Genomic DNA, 20,005 nt, shown 5'->3' with positions numbered 1-20,005 from the left:
GTACGGAGAGTACGGGGCACGGCCCTCGCCGTTCAGCGCGCGAACCACGTGGCTAGCGCAGCAGCTCCACCTCCGCCAGGGTCGACGGGGCGTCGCTCACCAGGCGGTACTTCGCGTATGACCCCGGCTCGCCGACGGTGAAGACCCGGGTCTGCCGGTCCCAGCCGAACGACTGGCCCGAGCGGGTGTCCAGGTCGCGCCAGGTCGTGCCGTCCGCCGAGCCCTGGAGCGTCCAGCCGGTCGGGGCCTTCGTCGCCGCGGCGGACGTCAGGGTGTACTGGACCGCCTTCGTCGCCGACGCCACCGGCAGCTCCACGGACTCGACCGGGGCCGAGGTGCGCGAGGAGTCGTCGAAGAGCGGGCCCGACGCGGTCAGCGCGTCGGTGCGCGGCGACGGCGCCTTGTCGTCCTGCTGGATCGAGACCGGCGCGGCGTTCTCACCCGTGCCCCAGGACGACGGCTTCGGACCCATCGCGAACTCCAACTGCCCGCCGCGCGCCAGCACATCGTGCGGGAGCGCCGTGGAGTTCCAGGACTTGCCGTTGACCTTCAGGCCCTGGACGTAGATGTTCTTGTCGCTGTTCTTCGGCGCCTTGACGACCAGCGTGCGGCCGTTGTCCAGATGGACGGTCGCCTTGGTGAAGAGCGGCGAGCCGATCGCGTACTCCCCGCTGCCCATCACGAGCGGATAGAAGCCGAGCGCGGAGAAGAGGTACCACCCGGACTGCTCGCCGTTGTCCTCGTCGCCGTGGTAGCCCTGGCCGATCTCGCTGCCGACATAGAGCCGTCCCAGGACCTCGCGCACCTTCTCCTGCGTCTTCCAGGGCTGCGAGGCCGCGTTGTACATGTACGCGGCGTGGTGGGCGACCTGGTTGGAGTGGCCGTACATCCCCATCCGTACGTCGCGCGCCTCCGTCATCTCGTGGATGACACCGCCGTACGAGCCGACGAACTCGGGTCCCGCCGTCTCGGGGGTCGCGAAGTAGGTGTCCAGCTTGTCCGCGAGACCGGAGCGCCCGCCGTAGAGGTTGGCGAGCCCGCGGCTGTCCTGGACCGCCGTGAAGGCGTAGCCCCACGCGTTCGTCTCGGTGTAGTCGTAGCCCCACACTCGCGGATCGAACGAGTCGGAGGGGACCCGCCAGTCGCCCTTGAGGTTACGGCCCTGGAAGAAGCCGGCCTTCGAGTCGAAGAGCGAGACATAGTTCTGGGCGCGGTTGCGGAAGTACTCGGACTCCTCCTTGTAGCGCTCCTTCTTCGTCTTCTTGTAGAGCGCCTCGCCCATCTTCGACAGGCCGTAGTCGTTGAGGTAGCCCTCCAGCGACCAGGACAGACCCTCATGGGTCTCCGTGGAGGCGTAGCGGAGGAACGGCGATGTCTCCATGCCCTTGCGGCCCACACCGGAGCTGGGCGGCACCACGGTCGCGTTCTTCAGCGCCGCCTCGTACGCCGCCTCCGCGTCGAAGTCGACACCCTTGACGTAGGCGTCGGCGAAGGCCACGTCCGAGCTGGTGCCGGTCATCAGGTCCGCGTAGCCGGGGGAGGACCAGCGGGAGATCCAGCCGCCGTCCTTGTACTGCTGGACGAAGCCGTCCACCAGCTCACCGGCCTTCTTCGGGGTGAGGAAGGAGTACGCGGGCCAGGTCGTCCGGTAGGTGTCCCAGAAGCCGTTGTTGACATACACCTCGCCGTCGACGATCTTCGCGCCGGTCTGGGTCGGGGTGTCGGCCCCCGTCCGCGGCGAGAACGGGCTGGCGTACTGCTGCTTCGGGCGGGACTTCGTACCGGTGTTCTCGAAACCGGAGTTGGGATACAGATACAGCCGGTAGAGGCTGGAGTAGAGCGTGGTCAGCTGGTCGTGGTCCGCGCCCTCCACCTCCACCCGCCCCAGGATGTCGTCCCAGGCGCTCTGCGCCCGGTCCTTGACCCGCTCGAAGCGGGTGGTGGCGGGGATCTCGTCGGAGAGGTTCTTCTTCGCCTGGTCGAGGCTGATCAGCGAGGTCGCGAGCCGCAGGGTGACGGTACGGTCCTTGCCGGCGTCGAAGCGCAGATAGCCGGTGACATCGGCGCCCCCGCCGCCGGAGAGCTTGCCGCTCGCGGTGACCGGCGCGTCGAAGACGCCGTAGACGAAGAGCCGTGTCGCGCCGGTCGACAGTCCGCTCTTCACGTCGGAGAAGCCGGAGAAGGAACGGGTCGCCGGGTCGAGGGTGAGTCCCCCCGCGTTGGAGATGTTGTCGAACACCATGCTGGCGTTGTCACCGGGATAGGTGAACCGCATCATCGCCGCGTGGTCGGTCGGGGTCATCTCGGTCTTGAGACCGTTCTCGAACGTCACGCCGTAGTAGTGCGGCTTCGCGATCTCGTTCTCGTGCCGGAAGGGCAGCGCCCGCGCGGTACGGGACGCCTCGGGTGTCCCGGCGGCCACCGACGGCATCACCTGGAAGGTCTGCCGGTCGCCCATCCAGGGGCTCGGCTCATGGCTGGCGCTGAAGGCCTGCACGGTCGGCAGATTGTCGGCGTTGTTGGCTCGGCTGTACTCGTAGAGCCAGCTGGTGGAACCGGCGTTGGTCACCGGCGTCCAGAAGTTGAAGCCATGGGGCACGGCGGTCGCGGGGAAGGTGTTTCCGCGCGAGAACGAGCCGCTGGAGTTCGTGCCGCGGGTGGTGGAGGCGTAGTCCGACAGATGCGCCAGCCGCTTCTCGGGGGCCTTGGGCGCCAGGCTGATGTCATCGATCCAGCCCTGGAACTTCGCCGGGCCCTTGCGGGAGTCGTACGCCACCAGGATCCGGTCGACGGTCTTGCCCGCCGCCACGGCGCCGATCCGGGCGTCCACCTGGTTCCACTGGTTGACATAGAGCCGCTTGGCGTCGCCCTGGCCCTGAGGCGTCAGCAGCCCGCCGTGCGCGTCGGTGGCCTTCAGATCACTCAGATAGGTGCCGTCGGTGAAGGCGAGATCGACCGAGACATTCGTGGCCGGATAGTTCAGATCCGTCTCCGGGAGGGAGGGATAGATCCGGTACGAGAGCGCGGTGTCGCGCCGTATGGCGGTGTGGACGTCGAAGACCTTGTTGTACGAGTACGCCCGCCCGTCCCCCTGGTGCGTACCGGCGTACTTCAGCGCCTTCGTACCGGTGAATCCGGCGCCGGACTTGGCGGTGGGGGAGCCGGAGGGGCCGCGGTCCACCTGGGTGCGCATGTCCTGGGGCGCGGGTGTGCTCGTGTCCCCGTCGGAGAACTGCACGTCGGCCAGCTGGGTCGCGTCGGAGGCGCCGTTGTTCGCCGTGATGTCCAGCCGGAAGTGCTGGTAGGCGGCCTGGCCCGGGACGGCGATGTCGTAGGACTTGGTCTGGAACCGCTCCGTGAAGGTCTCGCCCTTCCGGGAGTCCAGCTCCTTCCACTCCTTGCCGTCGGTGGAGCCCTGGAGCGTCCAGTCCTTGGGGTCGCGCTCGTCGTGGTCGTTCGCCGAGGTCAGCGCGTACGTGACGACCTTGACCGGCGCGTCGAGATCGAACTCGATCCAGGCGGTCGGCTCGAACGCCAGCCACTTCGTGGCCGACTGGACGTCGATGAGGTTCTCCTTGGTCTCACCGCCGCCCGTGTTCTCCCCGCTCGCGCGCAACTCCACGACCCGGTCGGTGACATTGCCCGGAATCCCGTTGGTGAAGCCGCCGTCGACGCCGGATGCCCGCTTCGCCCCGTCAGGCCCCACTTCGACGGTATTGCGCCAGTCCGGCTGGGGTTCATCCGCCTCGAAGGAGGAGGTGAATTCCCTTTCCGCCGACTTCGGTTGGGCGGGTTGTGCGATAGCCGCCGACTGTGCTGTGACGACGAGCAGTGAGGCGGCCGCCACCAGGGCGGCCGTATGCCATTGTCTGTGCCGGGGTCCGGTTCTCTGCCGCATACCGAGCCTTTCATCCTGCGTACCAAGTTGGACAACGTTGTCAAACGAAGCGCAGGGTCCAGTAGGGGCCAAGTGACGTGTGGTGTCAAGGGTGTTGCCGGGATGGCGTGATCGGAATGGCTCATTCTTGAGAGACCGAGGTGGTCGAATGAGTACACACCCGGCTCAGATATCCACGAGGTCTCAACTCGGGAAAGACTGCCGTCCAAACCTGCTTTCGATCTTGCCCCGTCGGCGGGAAGTGGACTATACCTGTCGCGTCCGGCCAAGCGTTGCGATCGAGCACGACCCAGCACGATCAAGCACAGCAATTCCGCACGACCCAGCTTCATTTGACCGCGGTGGCGGGGCCCTTCGCCTCAGAAGAGAAGGACGGGCGACCGGTACACCGCCTGAGTCCTGGAGAAGGCGAGGACTTGAGCATGGGATCCACCTCCGCTCAGAACAGCGAGGGCCTTGGCCGTCGTGATGTGATCAAGCGGTCCGCCGCGATCGGTCTGATCACCGTCCCGACGATGAGCTTCCTGGCCTCTTGTGCCAGTGGCGACAGCGGGAGCGACAAGAAGGTCGAGAAGGGCGAGGCGACCGAGAAGAACCCGCTCGGGGTGAACGCGAGCGCGCCTCTCGACTTCGTCCTGTTCGACGGCGGATTCGGTACGGAGTACGCCACGGACGCCGTCAAGGAGTACGAGAAGGCGTTCCCCGGGGCCAAGGTGAAGTTCACCCCGACCCAGAAGATCCAGTCCGAGCTGCAGCCGCGCTTCAACGGCGGCACCCCGCCCGACCTGATCGACAACTCGGGCGCCGAGCAGATGGACATGGGCGTTCTCGTCGGCAAGAAGCAGCTCGCCGACCTCACCCCGCTGCTGGACGCGCCCTCCATCGACGACCCGGCCAAGAAGGTCCGCGAGACGCTGCGCCCCGGTGTCGTGGAGATGGGTCAGTTCGACGGCGACCCGGTCTGGATCCTCTACTACGCCTACACCGTCTACGGCGTGTGGTACTCGCAGACCGCGCTCGACAAGCTCGACGCGGAGTACCCCGAGGACTGGGACGCCATGCTGGCCCTCTGCGCGAAGGCCAAGAAGCAGGGCATCGCGGGCTGGACGTACGCCGGCAAGTACCCGTACTACCTCCCCTTCTCGCTCTACCCGTTCATCGGCAAGATCGGCGGCCGCGAGGTCCTCGACGCCATTGACAACCTGGAGCCGGGCGCCTGGAAGCACCCTGCGGTGAAGTCCGCCTTCGAGGCGTACTTCGAGCTCTTCAAGAAGGGCTACATCCTCCAGGGCACCCCGGGTCTCGACCACATCCAGTCGCAGACCGCGTGGACCGAGGGCAAGGCGCTGTTCATCCCGAACGGCTCCTGGGTGGAGAACGAGGCGGCGAAGACGACGCCGGCGGACTTCCAGATGAAGGTGGCCGCGCCGTCCAGCCTGGACAGCTCGGACAAGCTCCCCTTCGGCACGCTCTGGGCGTCAGGCGGCGAGCCCTTCGTCGTACCGGCGAACGCCAAGAACCCCGACGGCGGCATGGAGCAGCTGCGCATCATGCTCAGCGAGGCGTCGTCGAAGAACTTCACGTCCAAGGTGAAGTCGCTGAGCTCCTTCAACGGCGGCACCGACGGACTCACCCTCTCCAGCGCGCTGCAGGCCGGGGTGGACGCGCTGGCCAAGGCCGGTGCCAATGTGCTCAACCCCCGGCTCCAGGACTGGTACGTGGCGCTCCAGAAGGAGAAGATCGGCGTGGGCGCGCTCGGCGAGATGATGGCCGGACGTCTCACCCCCGTCGAGGCCATCAACAAGTGCCAGGAGTACGCCGACGCGGCTGCCAAGGACACCTCCATCAAGCACTACAAGCACCAGTAGGAGTGGAAGTGACCGGAGGCCCCGCCGGGGCTTCCGGTTCCGGCCCGTCGCACGGGCCCCCAAGGCAGCACGGCGGCACCCGCCGGAGATTCGGGGTCGGGAGACATGCAACACGGCAAGTACCGGTTCATTGTGGGGTTTCTGGTATTCCCCCTGGCGATATACGCGCTCTTCGTCGTATGGCCATTCATCCAGTCCATCTATTACTCGTTCACGGACTGGACCGGTCTCAGCCCTGACTTCACGATGGTGGGCTTCGACAACTACATCCGGATGCTCGACGACGACACCTTCTGGAGTTCTCTCCAGCACAGTCTGATCTTCGCGCTTCTGCTGCCCGTGGTGGTCCTCGGCCTCGCGCTGTTCTTCGCCTTCATGCTGAATGTCGGCGGGCGCAGCCGGAAGGGGGCGGCCGTCGCGGGGGTCCGCGGATCCTCGTTCTACAAGATCGTCTACTTCTTCCCGCAAGTGCTCTCGATCGCGATCGTCGCCCTGCTTTTCCAGTTCGCGTACAACCCGAACAGCGGCGCCATCAACTCCGCGTTCAGCGCGATCGGTCTGGACAGCGTGAAGCCGGACTGGCTGGGCGATCCGAACCTCGCGCTGTGGTGTGTGATGGCCGTCCTGGTGTGGAGCACGACGGGCTTCTTCGTCGTTCTCTTCTCCGCGGGCATGGCCTCCATTCCGAAGGACTTCTACGAGGCGGCGCTGCTGGACGGCGCGAGCCGTGTCACCACCTTCTTCCGGATCACCCTGCCGCTGCTGTGGGACACCGTGCAGTCCGGCTGGGTCTACATGGGCATTCTCGCCCTGGGCGCGGAGTCCTTCGCGGTCGTCCAGATCATGACCGTGGGTCCCGGCGGTCCCGCCGATTCCACCAATGTGCTGACGTTGCTCGTCTACCAGAAGGCGTTCCGTGACGGTCAGGCGGCCTATGCGACCACGATCGGTGTCGCCCTCCTCGTCGTCACGCTGGCCTTCGCCGCCATCGTGATGCGGCTGGGTCGACGTGAGCGGCTGGAGTTCTGATGAAGACCACTGAGACCCCTCCCCCCGCCGACACGCCTCCGCCGGCGGACGCCGTACGGACCCGGCCCCCCGTGACCAAGACGGCCGCCCCGCCCGACAAGGAGTCGAAGACCGGCGGCGTGCTCAATGTCTTCTCCCACGGCGTGCTCGTCATCTGGGCCTTCCTGGTCGCGATGCCGCTGCTGTGGGCGGTGATGACGTCCTTCAAGGACGACAAGTCGATCTTCACCTCGCCGTGGTCCCTGCCGGACACGCTGCACTTCGAGAACTGGTCGCGCGCCTGGACCCAGGCGCATATGAGCGACTACTTCCTCAACACCGTTCTGGTGGTGGCGGGTTCACTGTTCGGCACGCTGCTGCTCGGCTCGATGGCGGCGTATGTGCTGGCCCGCTTCGAGTTCCCCGGCAACCGGCTCATCTACTACTTGTTCATCGGCGGGATGAGCTTCCCGATCATCCTCGCGCTGGTCCCGTTGTTTTATGTCATGAACAATATGGGCCTGCTGAACACGATCCACGGTCTGATCCTGGTCTACATCGCGTACTCGCTGCCGTTCACGGTCTTCTTCCTGACCTCGTTCTTCAGAACGCTGCCGACCTCGGTGGCGGAAGCGGCGATCATCGACGGGGCCTCGCACACCAGGACCTTCTTCCAGGTGATGCTGCCGATGGCCAAGCCGGGTCTGATCAGCGTCGGTATCTTCAACTTCCTCGGGCAGTGGAACCAGTACCTGCTGCCCACGGTGCTCAACACCGACCCGGACCACAAGGTCCTCTCCCAGGGGCTGGTCCAGCTCGCCGTCAGCCAGGGATACAAGGGGGACTGGTCAGGTCTCTTCGCCGGGCTGGTGATGGCGATGCTGCCCGTGCTCGCCGCGTACATCATCTTCCAGCGCCAGGTGGTCGCCGGGCTGACGGCGGGAGCGCTGAAGTAGCGCGTCAGCCGGACGAACCCGCCCGTCGGCCTCGGCCGGCGGGCGGTTCGGCGTGTTCCGATCGCTCAAGGTCTTGACGGGAAGGCGCCCCAAAGGCTGAGCTTAGGGTTCACAAGTTGGAGATACGTCGGGGTCTCATTGGCGCGGCCCCGGCCGGGGGCGGTGGTCGTGCCGTCCGCCAAGGGCAGGAGTGGATGAGTCGTGGAGACTCCGGGGTCGCAGTCGTCTCTGCACCGGGCCAACCTCGAACGGGTCGTGCGGGCGGTGCGCATGGCCGGTTCGCTCACCCAGGCGGAGATCGCCAGAAGCACGGGACTGTCGGCGGCCACGGTCTCCAATATCGTCCGTGAGCTGAAGGAGGGCGGGACTGTCCAGGTCACGCCCACCTCGGCGGGTGGCCGCCGGGCCCGCAGCGTCTCGCTCAGCGGGGACGCGGGCATCGTCATCGGGGTGGATTTCGGTCATACGCATCTGCGGGTGGCGGTCGGCAATCTGGCCCATCAGGTGCTCGCGGAGGAGTCGGAGCCCCTGGATGTGGACGCCTCGTCCGCGCAGGGTTTCGGCCGGGCCGAGGAACTGGTCGAGCGGCTGATCGTCACCACCGGAGTCAGCCGCCAGAAGGTGATCGGCGTCGGCCTCGGTGTCCCCGGGCCGATAGACGTCGAGTCGGGCACGCTCGGCTCCACCTCGATCCTCCCCGGCTGGACCGGCATCAACCCGAGCGACGAGCTGGCCGGGCGGCTCGGCGTACCGGTGTACGTCGACAACGACGCCAACCTCGGCGCACTCGGCGAGCTGGTCTGGGGGAGCGGTCGCGGGGTCAGGGACCTCGCCTACATCAAGGTCGCCAGCGGGGTCGGCTCCGGGCTGGTGATAGACGGCCAGATCTACCGAGGCCCCGGCGGTACGGCCGGCGAGATCGGCCACATCACGCTCGACGAGTCGGGCCCCGTCTGCCGCTGCGGCAACCGAGGCTGCCTGGAGACCTTCACGGCGGCCCGCTACGTACTGCCGCTGCTCCGGCCCAGCCATGGCGTGGATCTCACCATGGAGCGTGTCGTCCAGCTCGCCAGGGAGGGCGATCCGGGCTGCCGCCGGGTGATCGCCGATGTCGGCAGGCACATCGGCAGTGGCGTGGCCAATCTCTGCAATCTCCTCAACCCCAGCCGGGTGGTGCTCGGGGGGGATCTGGCGGAGGCTGGGGAACTGGTGCTCGGGCCCATACGCGAGTCCGTCTCCCGGTACGCGATCCCCAGCGCGGCACGGCAGTTGTCGGTGCTCCCCGGGGCGCTCGGGGGCCGCGCCGAGGTGCTGGGCGCGCTCGCCCTCGTCCTGAGCGAGATGGGTGATTCGACTCTTCTGGAGAGCGCCCTCCCGGCAGGGACTCCTGCCTTCACTTAGATAACGAATGGCACCGTTGTCATCTCGTTAAGGATTTACTCCTTGACGCTGGCCTCGCGCCGGAGTTGACTTCCTGCCACCTCGGCCGCAACGACGCGGCCTCGTCAGGGAGGTTTTTGAAGTGAGCGCAAAGATGCGTCGTGCTGCCGTGGCCACCGCCGCTACCGCTATGGCCGTCTCCCTCGCCGCCTGTGGCAGCGCCAAGGAGTCAGGCGACAAGGCCGAAGCGTCCGCGTCGGACAAGAAGGGCCCGATCACGGTCGGCCTGCTGCTGCCGGAGAACCAGACCGCGCGGTACGAGAAGTTCGACAAGCCGCTGATCGAGAAGAAGGTCAGCGAGCTGACCGACGGCACGGGCAAGGTCGTCTACGCGAACGCCAAGCAGGACGCGACGCTGCAGAACCAGCAGGCCGACACCATGGTCACCAACAAGGTCGATGTGCTGGTCGTGGACGCGGTCGACTCCAAGGCCATCGCCAGCTCGGTGAAGAAGGCCAAGGAGGCGGGCATACCGGTCGTGGCGTACGACCGTCTCGCCGAGGGGCCGATCGACGCCTACACCTCCTTCGACAACGAAGAGGTCGGCCGGGTCCAGGGCAAGGCGCTCCTCGAAGCGCTCGGCGACAAGGCCAAGTCGGGTCAGATCGTGATGATGAACGGCGCCGTCACCGACCCGAACGCCGCCCTGTTCAAGAAGGGCGCGCACTCCGAGCTCGACGGCAAGGTGAACATCGGCAAGGAGTACGACACCAAGGAGTGGAAGCCGGAGAACGCCAACGCCAACATGGAAGGCGCCATCTCCGCCATTGGCAAGGACAAGATCATCGGCGTCTACTCCGCCAATGACAGCATGGCGGGCGGCATCATCACCGCGCTCAAGGGCGCCGGCTTCAGCACGCTCCCGCCGGTCACCGGCCAGGACGCCGAACTCGCCGGGGTGCAGCGCATCGTCACGGGCGAGCAGTTCATGAGCGTCTACAAGTCCTACCCGCAGGAGGCGGCCGTGGCCGCCGAGATGGCCGTCGCGCTCGCCAAGGGCGAGAAGCTCGACTCCATCGCCAAGAGCACCGTGGACAGCCCGACCACCAAGGGTGTCCCCTCCGTGCTCGTCCCGGTCGTGTCGCTGACCAAGGACAACATCAACGACACGGTCATCAAGGAAGGCATCTACACCGTCGGTGAGATCTGCACCGACAAGTACAAGGCCGGCTGTGACGCGATCGGTCTGAAGTAGTCCGCTCGGGGACCGTCCGGTGACCGCCCCCGGTGCAAGCCTGTCCGGCACCCCGCCCGTCAACGCCCCGCAGCTGGGGCGGGGTGCCGGATGGAACCACCCCGGCCCGCCGGTGCGCCCCGCGTGCCGTGTCGCGCGGCGTCCGTGATCAGGACCCGCGCGGCCGGCCCCTTGCTCGTCTCTTCTGCTCGACCTCCGCGCCTCCCCCCGGCGCGGCATCCCCGCCGGTCAGGCGGCGAAGGAGATGGTTCACGTGACCGCTACGCCCGTGCTGGCGTTGCGAGGGGTCTCCAAGCGATTCGGTGCCGTTCAGGCGCTCACCGACGTAGAGCTTGAGGTCCACTCCGGTGAGGTGATCGCCCTCGTGGGCGACAACGGCGCCGGGAAATCAACGCTGGTGAAGACCATCGCCGGCGTACACCCCATCGATGACGGCGTCATCGAGTGGGAGGGCAGGCCCGTCTCGATCGACCGGCCGCACGACGCCCAGAACCTGGGCATCGCGACCGTCTACCAGGACCTGGCGCTCTGCGACAACATCGACGTCGTCGGCAATCTCTATCTCGGCAGGGAACTCCGCAGCTGGGGTGTCCTCAACGAGGTCGAGATGGAGCGCCGCTCGCGTGAGCTGCTCACCACACTGTCGATCCGGATTCCCAGTGTCCGTATCCCGATCGCCTCGCTCTCCGGCGGTCAGCGCCAGACCGTGGCCATCGCCCGGTCGATGCTCGGCGACCCCAAGCTCGTCATCCTCGACGAGCCGACGGCGGCCCTGGGCGTCGAGCAGACGGCGCAGGTGCTCGACCTCGTCGAGCGGCTGCGCGAGCGCGGTCTCGCCGTGCTGCTCATCAGCCACAACATGGCCGATGTGAAGGCCGTCGCCGACAAGGTGGCGGTGCTCAGGCTGGGCAGCAACAACGGCGTCTTCGACGTCGCGTCCACCTCTCAGGAAGAGATCATCGCCGCCATCACCGGCGCCACGGACAATGCCGTGACCCGCCGCGCGTCGCGCACCGTGGAGGTTCAGAAGTGAGTACGGACAAGACCTCCACGTCTCTTGAGAAGACCCCGGGCGAGACCCCGGGAGAGACGATCCCCGCCCAGGTCGACGCCCCCGCCGCGGCGGAAGGCGCGGTCACCGCGGTGGACCCCCGACTGCTGGTGCGCGAGCAGGGATTCGCGGGCTATGTCGCTGAGTTCAAGCGCAAGATACGCGCCGGTGATCTGGGCTCGCTCCCGGTCGTGGTCGGGCTGCTCATCATCTGCGTGGTCTTCCAGAGCCTGAACTCCAACTTCCTGTCCGCGGAGAACCTGAGCAACATCTCCGTGGCCATGGTCGGCACCGGCATGATCGCCGTCGGTATCGTCTTCGTCCTGCTGCTCGGTGAGATCGACCTCTCGGTCGGCTCGGTCAGCGGTGTGTCGGGCGCCATCGTGGCCGTACTGAGCGTCACCCACGGCATGAACGAGTTCCTGGCCCTGGTGGTCGCCATCCTCAGCGGCGCGGTCATCGGCGCGATCCACGGCTTCTTCTTCGCCCGCGTCGGCGCGCCCGCGTTCGCCGTCACCCTGGCCGGTCTGCTCTTCTGGCTCGGCTTCATGCTCCAGATCCTGGGCGACAACGGCACCATCAACCTGAACTCCGACGGTCTGGTGGCGAAGCTCACCACCTACTACTTCACCGATGTCGCGGCGGCCTACGGGCTCGCCCTCGTCGCGGTCGTGGCGTTCTTCCTGACCTCCTTCCTGGAGAACCGCCGCCGCGAGGCGGCCGGGGTCCCGTCCAGGCCGGTCAGCGAGACCGCGCTGCGCACGGCCGTCCTCGCGATCGTGGCCTTCGCCGCGGCGTTCATGTTCAACCAGTACAAGGGTCTGCCCCTCGCGCCGGTCATCTTCCTGCTGGTCCTGGTGGCGACCGATTTCGTACTGCGGCGCACGACCTACGGTCGCAAGGTCTTCGCGCTGGGCGGCAGTGTCGAGGCGTCCCGCCGCGCGGGTATCAACGTCACGCTGATCCGGGTCTCGGTCTACTCGATCGCCGGTACGTTCGCGGCCATCGGCGGTCTCTTCATCGCCTCCAAGATCGCCGCGGCCAACCAGGGCGCCGGCACCGGCGATCTGCTGATGAACGCGATCGCGGCGGCCGTCATCGGTGGCACCAGCCTCTTCGGTGGCCGGGGCCGTACCTGGAACGCGCTGCTCGGTGTCATGGTCATCACCTCGATCCAGTACGGACTGGCGCTTGAGGGCATCGCCACCCCGATCCAGTACATGATCACCGGTGGTGTGCTGCTGGCCACCGTCGTCATCGACTCCGTCACACGCAAGACCCAGAAGACCGCGGGCCGCGCCTGACCGCGGTCCCGCGCGCCGTGCCCGGCACCCTCGTGGTGCCGGGCACGGCGCTGCTCCGGGCGCAGCCGATATGACGTACCTACCGTCGATCGGGTGACGTGGGATGCACCGCCCGCCGACCACTCGCGCGAGTGGAACATTAGACTCGCCAGATCGGCATGCTCGACAGCTCATACCCAAGGAGGCACGGGTGGCGTTGCTGACCCGCATCAGGGGACCACGCGATCTGGACCGGCTCGGCCCGGAGCAGCTGACGCAGCTGGCCGGAGAGATCCGGTCCTTCCTCGTGGAGGCGGTCTCCAAGACCGGCGGCCACCTCGGTCCCAACCTCGGTGTCGTCGAGCTGACCATCGCCCTGCACCGTGTGTACGACTCCCCCAAGGACAAGGTCCTCTTCGACACGGGGCACCAGTCGTACGTCCACAAGCTGCTCACCGGCCGTCAGGATTTCTCCAGGCTCAGGAACAGGAACGGGCTCTCCGGCTATCCGTCCCGCGCCGAGTCCGACCACGACATCATCGAGAACTCCCACGCCTCCACCGTGCTGGGCTGGGCCGACGGTCTCGCCAAGGCCAACGAGGTCCTGAAGAAGGACGACCATGTGGTCGCGGTGATCGGTGACGGCGCGCTGACCGGTGGTATGGCCTGGGAGGCGCTGAACAACATCGCCGCCGCCAAGGACCGTCCGCTCGTCATCGTCGTCAACGACAACGAGCGTTCGTACGCGCCGACCATCGGCGGTCTCGCGAACCATCTCGCGACCCTGCGGATCACCGACGGCTACGAACGCTTCCTGGCCCGCGGCAAGGAGATCCTGGACCGCACACCGGTCGTCGGCAGGCCCCTCTACGACACCCTGCACGGCGCCAAGAAGGGCCTGAAGGACTTCATCGCACCGCAGGGCATGTTCGAGGACCTCGGGCTGAAGTACGTGGGCCCGATCGACGGTCATGACATCGAGGCCCTGGAGTCCGCGCTGCAACGGGCGAAGCGATTCGGCGGCCCGGTCATCGTGCACTGCATCACAGAAAAGGGCCGCGGCTACAAGCCCGCCGAGCAGGACGAGGCCGACCACTTCCACGGTATCGGCCCCATCCACCCCGACACCGGACTGCCCATCGCCGCCGCCGGCATGGACTGGACCTCCGTGTTCGGCGAGGAGATGGTCAAGCTCGGCCATGAGCGCGAGGACATCGTCGCCATCACGGCCGCCATGCTCCAGCCGGTCGGTCTGGAGAAGTTCGCGAAGGCCTTCCCCGACCGGGTGTACGACGTCGGGATCGCGGAGCAGCACGGCGCGGTCTCCGCCGCGGGCCTGGCCACCGGCGGTGTGCACCCGGTGTTCGCCCTCTACGCGACCTTCCTCAACCGCGCCTTCGACCAGCTGCTGATGGATGTCGCCCTGCACCGTTGCGGTGTGACGTTCGTCCTGGACCGGGCCGGCATCACCGGCACCGACGGCGCCTCGCACAACGGCATGTGGGACATGTCGATGCTCCAGTGCGTGCCGGGGCTGCGGATCGCGGCCCCGCGCGACGCCGACCAGGTCCGAGCCCAGTTGCGCGAGGCCGTGGCGGTGGAGAACGCCCCGACCGTGGTCCGTTACTCCAAGGGCGCGGTCGGCCCCGCGGTCGCCGCCGTCGGCCGGGTCGGCGGGATGGACGTCCTGCGCAGGACCGAGGAGGGTACGGCGGACGTCCTGCTGGTCTCCGTCGGCGCGCTCGCCCCGATGTGTCTGGACATCGCCGACCTTCTTGACAAACAGGGCATCTCGGCCACAGTTGTCGACCCGCGCTGGGTCAAGCCCGTCGACGAGGCACTCGCCCCCCTCGCCGAGCAGCACCGCGTGGTGGTCACCGTCGAGGACAACAGCCGGGTCGGTGGCGTCGGTTCGGCGATCGCCCAGGCGCTGCGCGACGCCGGGGTCGACGTACCGCTGCGGGACTTCGGTATTCCGCCGCGCTTCCTCGACCACGCCTCCCGCAAGGAGGTCATGGCCGAGATCGGGCTGACCGCACCGGACATCGCGCGCCAGGTCACCGGTCTGGTCGCGAGGCTGGATGGCCGGCTGGTGGACTCGCCCACCGAGGCCGCCCGCGACTGATCCTCCGTATCGCGTTGTACCGATGGGCCGGTGGGGCCGCCCTGTAAGGGTGGACGAATCGGCCCATCCGTGTGAAATTCGCCCATATCGGGTGCCCGGAAATGGCACGCCTCTCGATCATGGCCCGATGAACGCGCACACGGAGGTACGCCGGTGAGTACGCAGCAGGGCTCGGGACCGGCCGGAAACGGTCTGTTCCGTACCAAGGATGTCGAGCAGTCGATCCGTGACACCGAAGACCCCGAGTTCGCGCTCAGGAAGTCCCTCTCCGCGCTGGATCTGACGGTCTTCGGCGTCGGTGTGATCATCGGTACCGGCATCTTCGTCCTGACCGGTGTGGTGGCCAGACAGACGGCGGGGCCCGCCACCGCCATCGCCTTCGTCGTCGCCGGGATCGTCTGCGGGCTGGCCGCTCTCTGCTACGCCGAGTTCGCCTCGACGGTCCCGGTCGCCGGATCCGCGTACACCTTCTCGTACGCCTCGCTCGGCGAACTGCCCGCCTGGATCATCGGCTGGGACCTCGTCCTGGAACTGGCGCTGGGCTGCGCGGTCGTCGCGGTCGGCTGGTCCGGCTATGTGCGCTCCCTGCTGGGCAACGCCGGGGCGAGTCTGCCGGACTTCCTCTCCGGCACGCAGAACGGGAAGTTCGGCTTCGATCTGCTCGCGTTCCTGCTCGTCCTCGCCCTGACCTGCGTCCTCGTCGTCGGCGTCAAGCTCTCCTCGCGCGTCACGAGCGTCATCGTCGGCGTCAAGGTCACCGTCGTCCTGCTCGTGATCGTCGTCGGAGCGTTCTTCGTCAACGCCGCCAACTACCGGCCGTTCATCCCGCCGTCCGAGGCGACCAGCGGCGGCGGCGGGCTCAGGGCCCCGCTCATCCAGCTGATGGCCGGCTACACCCCCACCAACTTCGGGATCCTCGGCATCTTCACCGCCGCGGCCGTCGTGTTCTTCGCCTTCATCGGCTTCGACATCGTCGCGACAGCCGCCGAGGAGACCGTCAACCCGCAGCGCGATGTCCCCCGTGGCATCCTCGGCTCCCTCTTCATCTGCACCGTGCTCTATGTCGCCGTCTCGCTCGTCGTCACCGGAATGCAGCACTACAGCGAGCTGACGGTGGACGCGCCGCTCGCCGACGCCTTCAAGTCGGTCGGCCATCCCTTCTGGGCCGGGCTGATCAGCTTCGGCGCCGCCGTCGGACTCACCTCGGTCTGCATGATCCTGCTGCTCGGCCAGACCCGGGTGTTCTTCGCGATGAGCCGCGACGGACTGCTGCCGCGTACCTTCTCCCATGTCCACCACCGGTTCGGCACGCCCTACCGCTCCACCGTTCTGCTCGGGGTGATCGTCGCGATCGTCGCCGGCTTCACCTCCATCGAGGAACTGGCCGAACTGGTCAACATCGGAACGCTGTTCGCCTTCGTCGTGGTCGCGGTCGGCGTCATCATCCTGCGCAACCGGCGCCCCGACCTGCCGCGCTCGTTCCGCACCCCGCTGGTGCCGTATCTGCCGATCGCGTCCGTGCTCGCCTCCTTGTGGCTGATGCTCAACCTGCCCGCCGAGACCTGGCTCCGCTTCGGTATCTGGATGGCCGTCGGCGTCGTCGTGTACGTCGTGTACGGACGCGCGCACAGCCGTCTCGGGCTGTCCCGCTGACGGTCCGTCATCCCGCGGTGAGGTCCGCCACGCGGTCCGGCCCCGTATGTCCTGCTCCGGCACGGACCGCGGGGCCGGTTACTGTGCCGCGCATGGTCGTCGAGCCGCCCGCCCTCCGGTACGTCACGCCCCCACGACGTTCCGCCCCGCACCCCGTACCGGCACCCGCCCGGCCGCCGGTCCGCCCCAGCGCCGGCTACTGGCGGCGGCTGCTCCCCGTTCTCGCGCTGCTGACGCTCGTCACCCGGCTGCCCTCCTTCCGCCCGCCCCTGTGGAGCCCCGACGAGGGCTATCTCGCCGTCCAGGCACGGATACTGGCCGCCGGGGGAGCGCTGTACGACACCGTCGTCGACCGGAAGCCGCCACTGCTGCCCTGGCTCTACGAAACGGCCTTCGCGCTCTTCGGCGACCAGTCCCTGTACGCGATGAAGGCCCTCGCCGTCCTCGCCCAACTGACCACCGCGGCGCTGCTCGCCGCCGTCGCCCGGGAGCGCTGGGGCGACCGCGCGGGCCGCACCGCCGGGGTTCTCTACCCGCTGGTCTCCATCGGGCTCAACCCCGAGGACACCCAGTCGGCCACCTTCGAGGTCTTCATACTGCCGTTCACCGTCGCGGCGGTATGGTGCGCGGGCCGGGGCCGCTGGGGCGCCGCCGGGCTCGCCGTCGCCGGGGCGCTGCTGACCAAACAGACGGGCGGCGCGGTCCTCGCCCCGGTCCTGTGGCTGCTCTGGAACACCGCGCGCACCACTCCCGCCCCCCTCTTCCGGGCCGCCCTCGGGCGGCTCGCCGCCGGGCTCGTGCTGCCCGTACTCGTCGTGGCCCTGCTGACCACCCCCTCCGGCTTCCTCTTCTGGGCGGTGACCGGCTCGGGCGCGTACGCCACCCTGACGGGCTCCGAACTCCATGTGCTCTCCAGGGCCTTGGCCAACACCTCGCTGCTCTGCCTCGCCTGCGCGGGACTGCTGCCCCCCGTCGTCCGCGCCCTGCGCGTCCGCGGCGGCACCCGCGGACCGGGCGCCGACCTCTGGGTGTGGCTCGCGTCCTCGTCCGCCGCCGTCCTGCTCGGCTTCCACTTCTTCGGCCACTACTTCCTGCAACTCCTTCCACCGCTGGTGCTCCTGGCGACCGCCGCGCTGCGGCTGCTGCCCCGCGACCGGCTCGCCTCCGCTCTGCTCCCCTCGGCCTGCGCCTGCGCGCTGTTCCTCACCTGGGGCGTCCTGGCACCCCGGCCGGAACTCGCCCACGCCCAGCGCCTCGCGGACGCCGTACGGGCCCGTACAGCGCCCACGGACCGGGTTCTGGTCTGGGGGATACACCCGGAGGTCTACTGGCTCGCCGACCGCGCCCCGGCCAGCCGCTATCTGACGGCCGGTCTGCTGACCAACTACAGCGGCGGCCGGGACGGGCCCCGGGTCGGCGAGAAGTACGCGATGGCGGGCACCTGGCCGGTCCTCGTCGACGAACTGAGCGCGAACCCGCCCGCACTGGTGGTCGACGACTCACGCGGCAAACCCTTTGCCCCCGACCGGCTGCCCACCCTGCGCGGACTGCTCGCCCGGCACTACGAACCACTGCCGGGGACGGTCGACGGAGCGGTGCTCTACGTACCCGCGCCCGGCGAGCAGCCCGGCGAGCCGCCCGGCGGCCCGTCCGGGAGCCCGTCCGGTGCCCCTTCCGGCGGCGCGTCCGTGCTCAGGTCCGTCGTCCGGTCCCCGGGCTGGTCAGGGGCCGTGTCAGGGGCCGGGGACTGATCCTCCGGCGCCCGGCGCTCCGGTGCCCGCCGTACGGTCCTGGGCCCGGCGCACTCCGCCCCGTGCGCGGCCACCCGCCGGCGCAGTTCGCGGTCGGCCGTGACGACGACACAGCCCGCGCCGTCCGCCGCCGCCCGCGCGGCCAGCTCCACGATCAGATCGTCCCCGCCACCGGCCGCCGCCTCCACCCGTACTCCCGGTACGGACTCCACGCCCCGCGCGGCGCCCTCCACGACGAGCACGACCTCAACGGGCCCCGGATGCCCCGCCGCTCCTTTCGCGGCGTACGGCACCAGGGAATCACGCAGCCGCTCGGTGGCACCCCGCCGGTCGCGCCACCACCCGTCGGGAACGGATCCGACCACATTCGCCGCGTCGACGATCAACCGCATCAGCACAGCCGCAGCCTCGCACAGCGCCGGCCCGTACGGCCTCCCGGAGCCCTCGCCGACGCCCCTGAGTACTATCGAGCTCTGGGTTTTCCGCGCTCGGGAAGGTGGCAGTGGGCCATGACACCGCGGTCCGGACGGACGTCGAAGCGGTCGGGGGACAGCGCGAGCCAGGCCCCTGACCCCGGCACGAGGCCACTTGGGGCGCCGCCCGCGCCCCTTGGGGACGACGCCCTCCCCGCGACCACCGGCTGGCTGCTGCGCGGCAAGGACGGCAGGCTCACGGCGTACGCGCCGACCACCGACGGAGTGCTCCGCTGGACGGAGACCCGCCCCGGCGGCCCCGACTGGACGGGCCCCGAGCAGTTGGCCGCCCGGGGCCTGCTGCCGTATCTGTCGCTCGCGCGCAGCGCCGAGGGCTTCGTCCATCTCGTGGGCGTACGGAAACGCCCGCGCGCCGACGGACCCGCCGACACCGATCTCGTCCACGCCGTGCAGTACCAGACGGGCCGTCCGCTGCGGGACTGGCACTCACTGGGCAACCCGCACGGGAAGGACCGGGAGAAAGCCGTGGACATCGGCCTGCCGTCCGCGGTCCTGGACACCACCGGCTCGGTGCATCTGTTCCTCCGCAACACGAACGGCGGACTCTCGGCCAAGCACCAGTCGCCCACCGGCCGCTGGGGGCCCTGGGGCGGCGCCAACGCCGAGGACACGACACTGACCGGCGAGACGGCCGCCGCCGTCACCGACCGCGGACTGATCGATGTCCTCGTCCCGGCCGGGGACGCCGTGGTCCGCTGGCTGCGCCCGAAACCCGACGCGAAGCTGGAGCGCGCCGAGGACGAACCGGAAGGCGGGGTCGAGCCGGGCACCATCACCGCCTGGCCCACCGGAGGCGGACGGCTCACCCACTTCTGGCGCGACGCGGGCGACGGCACCGTCCGCGCCTGGCGCCCCGGGATCCGGCCCGCGCGGCTGGGCGGTCCCGGCACCGGCCCGCTCGCCCTGCTGCGTACCCCCGTGGACGGCCACGACTGCACGATCCTCGCCCAGCGCGGCGCCGACGGCCGCCCGCACATCGCCGCCTATCCGACGGAGGACGAGGCGGCGGGCCTGCACTGGACCCCGACCGGGGAGCGCTGCTCCGGCGCGCCCGCGCTGGCGCTGGACGGCCGGGGGCGGGTGATCCTGGCGGTGATCGGCGAGGACGGCGCCCTGCGGACGGCCCGTCAGAAGGCGGAACCGGGCCTGGCGCTGGAGGCCTGGACCCGGATCTGAGCGCCGCAAGGAGGCCGCGTCGTACGGAGGTCACCTCGTACGGAGGTCACGTCGTACGGGCGGGCACGGACGGCACAACGGACCGGGCCGGTACGGAAGTCCCCTTC

12 protein-coding genes and 1 pseudogene are annotated in these 20,005 nt (G+C 68.7%); 11 read left to right on the top strand and 2 right to left on the bottom strand.

Annotation, left to right across the window (positions count from 1 at the left end):
* Window positions 1–52: 52 nt before the first annotated feature.
* Window positions 53–3,898, bottom strand: a complete 3,846-nt coding sequence (locus tag M1203_RS02910) for a GH92 family glycosyl hydrolase (protein WP_249947850.1) — start codon at window positions 3,896–3,898, stop codon at window positions 53–55.
* A 422-nt stretch (window positions 3,899–4,320) separates the two neighbouring features.
* Between M1203_RS02910 and ngcE the strand changes: the two genes are divergently transcribed.
* The 10 genes from ngcE to M1203_RS02860 all read left to right on the top strand — a co-directional run bounded on the left by ngcE (window position 4,321) and on the right by M1203_RS02860 (window position 18,228).
* Window positions 4,321–5,766, top strand: coding sequence for an N-acetylglucosamine/diacetylchitobiose ABC transporter substrate-binding protein (gene ngcE / locus M1203_RS02905; protein WP_249947849.1), 1,446 nt, complete (start codon window positions 4,321–4,323; stop codon window positions 5,764–5,766).
* A 105-nt stretch (window positions 5,767–5,871) separates the two neighbouring features.
* Window positions 5,872–6,795, top strand: coding sequence for a carbohydrate ABC transporter permease (locus M1203_RS02900; protein WP_249947848.1), 924 nt, complete (start codon window positions 5,872–5,874; stop codon window positions 6,793–6,795).
* Window positions 6,795–7,730: a carbohydrate ABC transporter permease gene (locus M1203_RS02895; protein ID WP_249947847.1), complete on the top strand. Its 936-nt coding sequence runs from the start codon at window positions 6,795–6,797 to the stop codon at window positions 7,728–7,730. The genes M1203_RS02900 and M1203_RS02895 overlap by 1 nt, the downstream gene beginning before the upstream one ends.
* A gap of 201 nt (window positions 7,731–7,931) precedes the next feature.
* A complete protein-coding gene (locus tag M1203_RS02890; RefSeq protein ID WP_249947846.1) occupies window positions 7,932–9,131 on the top strand; it encodes an ROK family transcriptional regulator in 1,200 nt (399 codons plus the stop codon).
* A 133-nt stretch (window positions 9,132–9,264) separates the two neighbouring features.
* Entirely contained in the window at window positions 9,265–10,365 is a 1,101-nt protein-coding gene (locus M1203_RS02885) for a substrate-binding domain-containing protein (protein WP_249947927.1), read from the top strand.
* 244 nt (window positions 10,366–10,609) lie between these two features.
* Entirely contained in the window at window positions 10,610–11,398 is a 789-nt protein-coding gene (locus M1203_RS02880; RefSeq protein ID WP_249947845.1) for an ATP-binding cassette domain-containing protein, read from the top strand.
* Window positions 11,395–12,720: a sugar ABC transporter permease gene (locus M1203_RS02875; RefSeq protein WP_249947844.1), complete on the top strand. Its 1,326-nt coding sequence runs from the start codon at window positions 11,395–11,397 to the stop codon at window positions 12,718–12,720. The genes M1203_RS02880 and M1203_RS02875 overlap by 4 nt, the downstream gene beginning before the upstream one ends.
* Window positions 12,721–12,910: 190 nt before the next feature.
* Window positions 12,911–14,824 (top strand): 1-deoxy-D-xylulose-5-phosphate synthase, encoded by a 1,914-nt coding sequence (gene dxs / locus M1203_RS02870; RefSeq protein WP_249947843.1) that lies wholly within the window; start codon window positions 12,911–12,913, stop codon window positions 14,822–14,824.
* 153 nt (window positions 14,825–14,977) lie between these two features.
* The gene (locus M1203_RS02865; protein ID WP_308404827.1) at window positions 14,978–16,477 is read left to right on the top strand and encodes an amino acid permease; all 1,500 of its coding nucleotides are present in this window, start codon (window positions 14,978–14,980) and stop codon (window positions 16,475–16,477) included.
* Between the two features lie 92 nt (window positions 16,478–16,569).
* On the top strand, window positions 16,570–18,228 hold the full coding sequence (locus tag M1203_RS02860) for a glycosyltransferase family 39 protein (protein WP_249947842.1): 1,659 nt from the start codon (window positions 16,570–16,572) through the stop codon (window positions 18,226–18,228).
* Window positions 18,229–18,257: 29 nt separating this feature from the next.
* Here M1203_RS02860 and M1203_RS02855 read toward each other — a convergent pair.
* Window positions 18,258–18,620, bottom strand: a pseudogene (locus M1203_RS02855) (NTP pyrophosphohydrolase); the annotation flags it as partial.
* A gap of 117 nt (window positions 18,621–18,737) precedes the next feature.
* Here M1203_RS02855 and M1203_RS02850 point away from each other — a divergent pair.
* Complete coding sequence (locus tag M1203_RS02850) at window positions 18,738–19,898, top strand: hypothetical protein (RefSeq protein ID WP_249947841.1); 1,161 nt, start codon at window positions 18,738–18,740, stop codon at window positions 19,896–19,898.
* The last annotated feature ends 107 nt before the right edge of the window (window positions 19,899–20,005 follow it).

It is taken from the genome of Streptomyces sp. 35G-GA-8 (assembly GCF_023534745.1).
Classification (GTDB): domain Bacteria; phylum Actinomycetota; class Actinomycetes; order Streptomycetales; family Streptomycetaceae; genus Streptomyces.
Note: the sequence above shows the minus strand (reverse complement) of the source record. Positions and strands in the feature narration are given on the sequence as shown.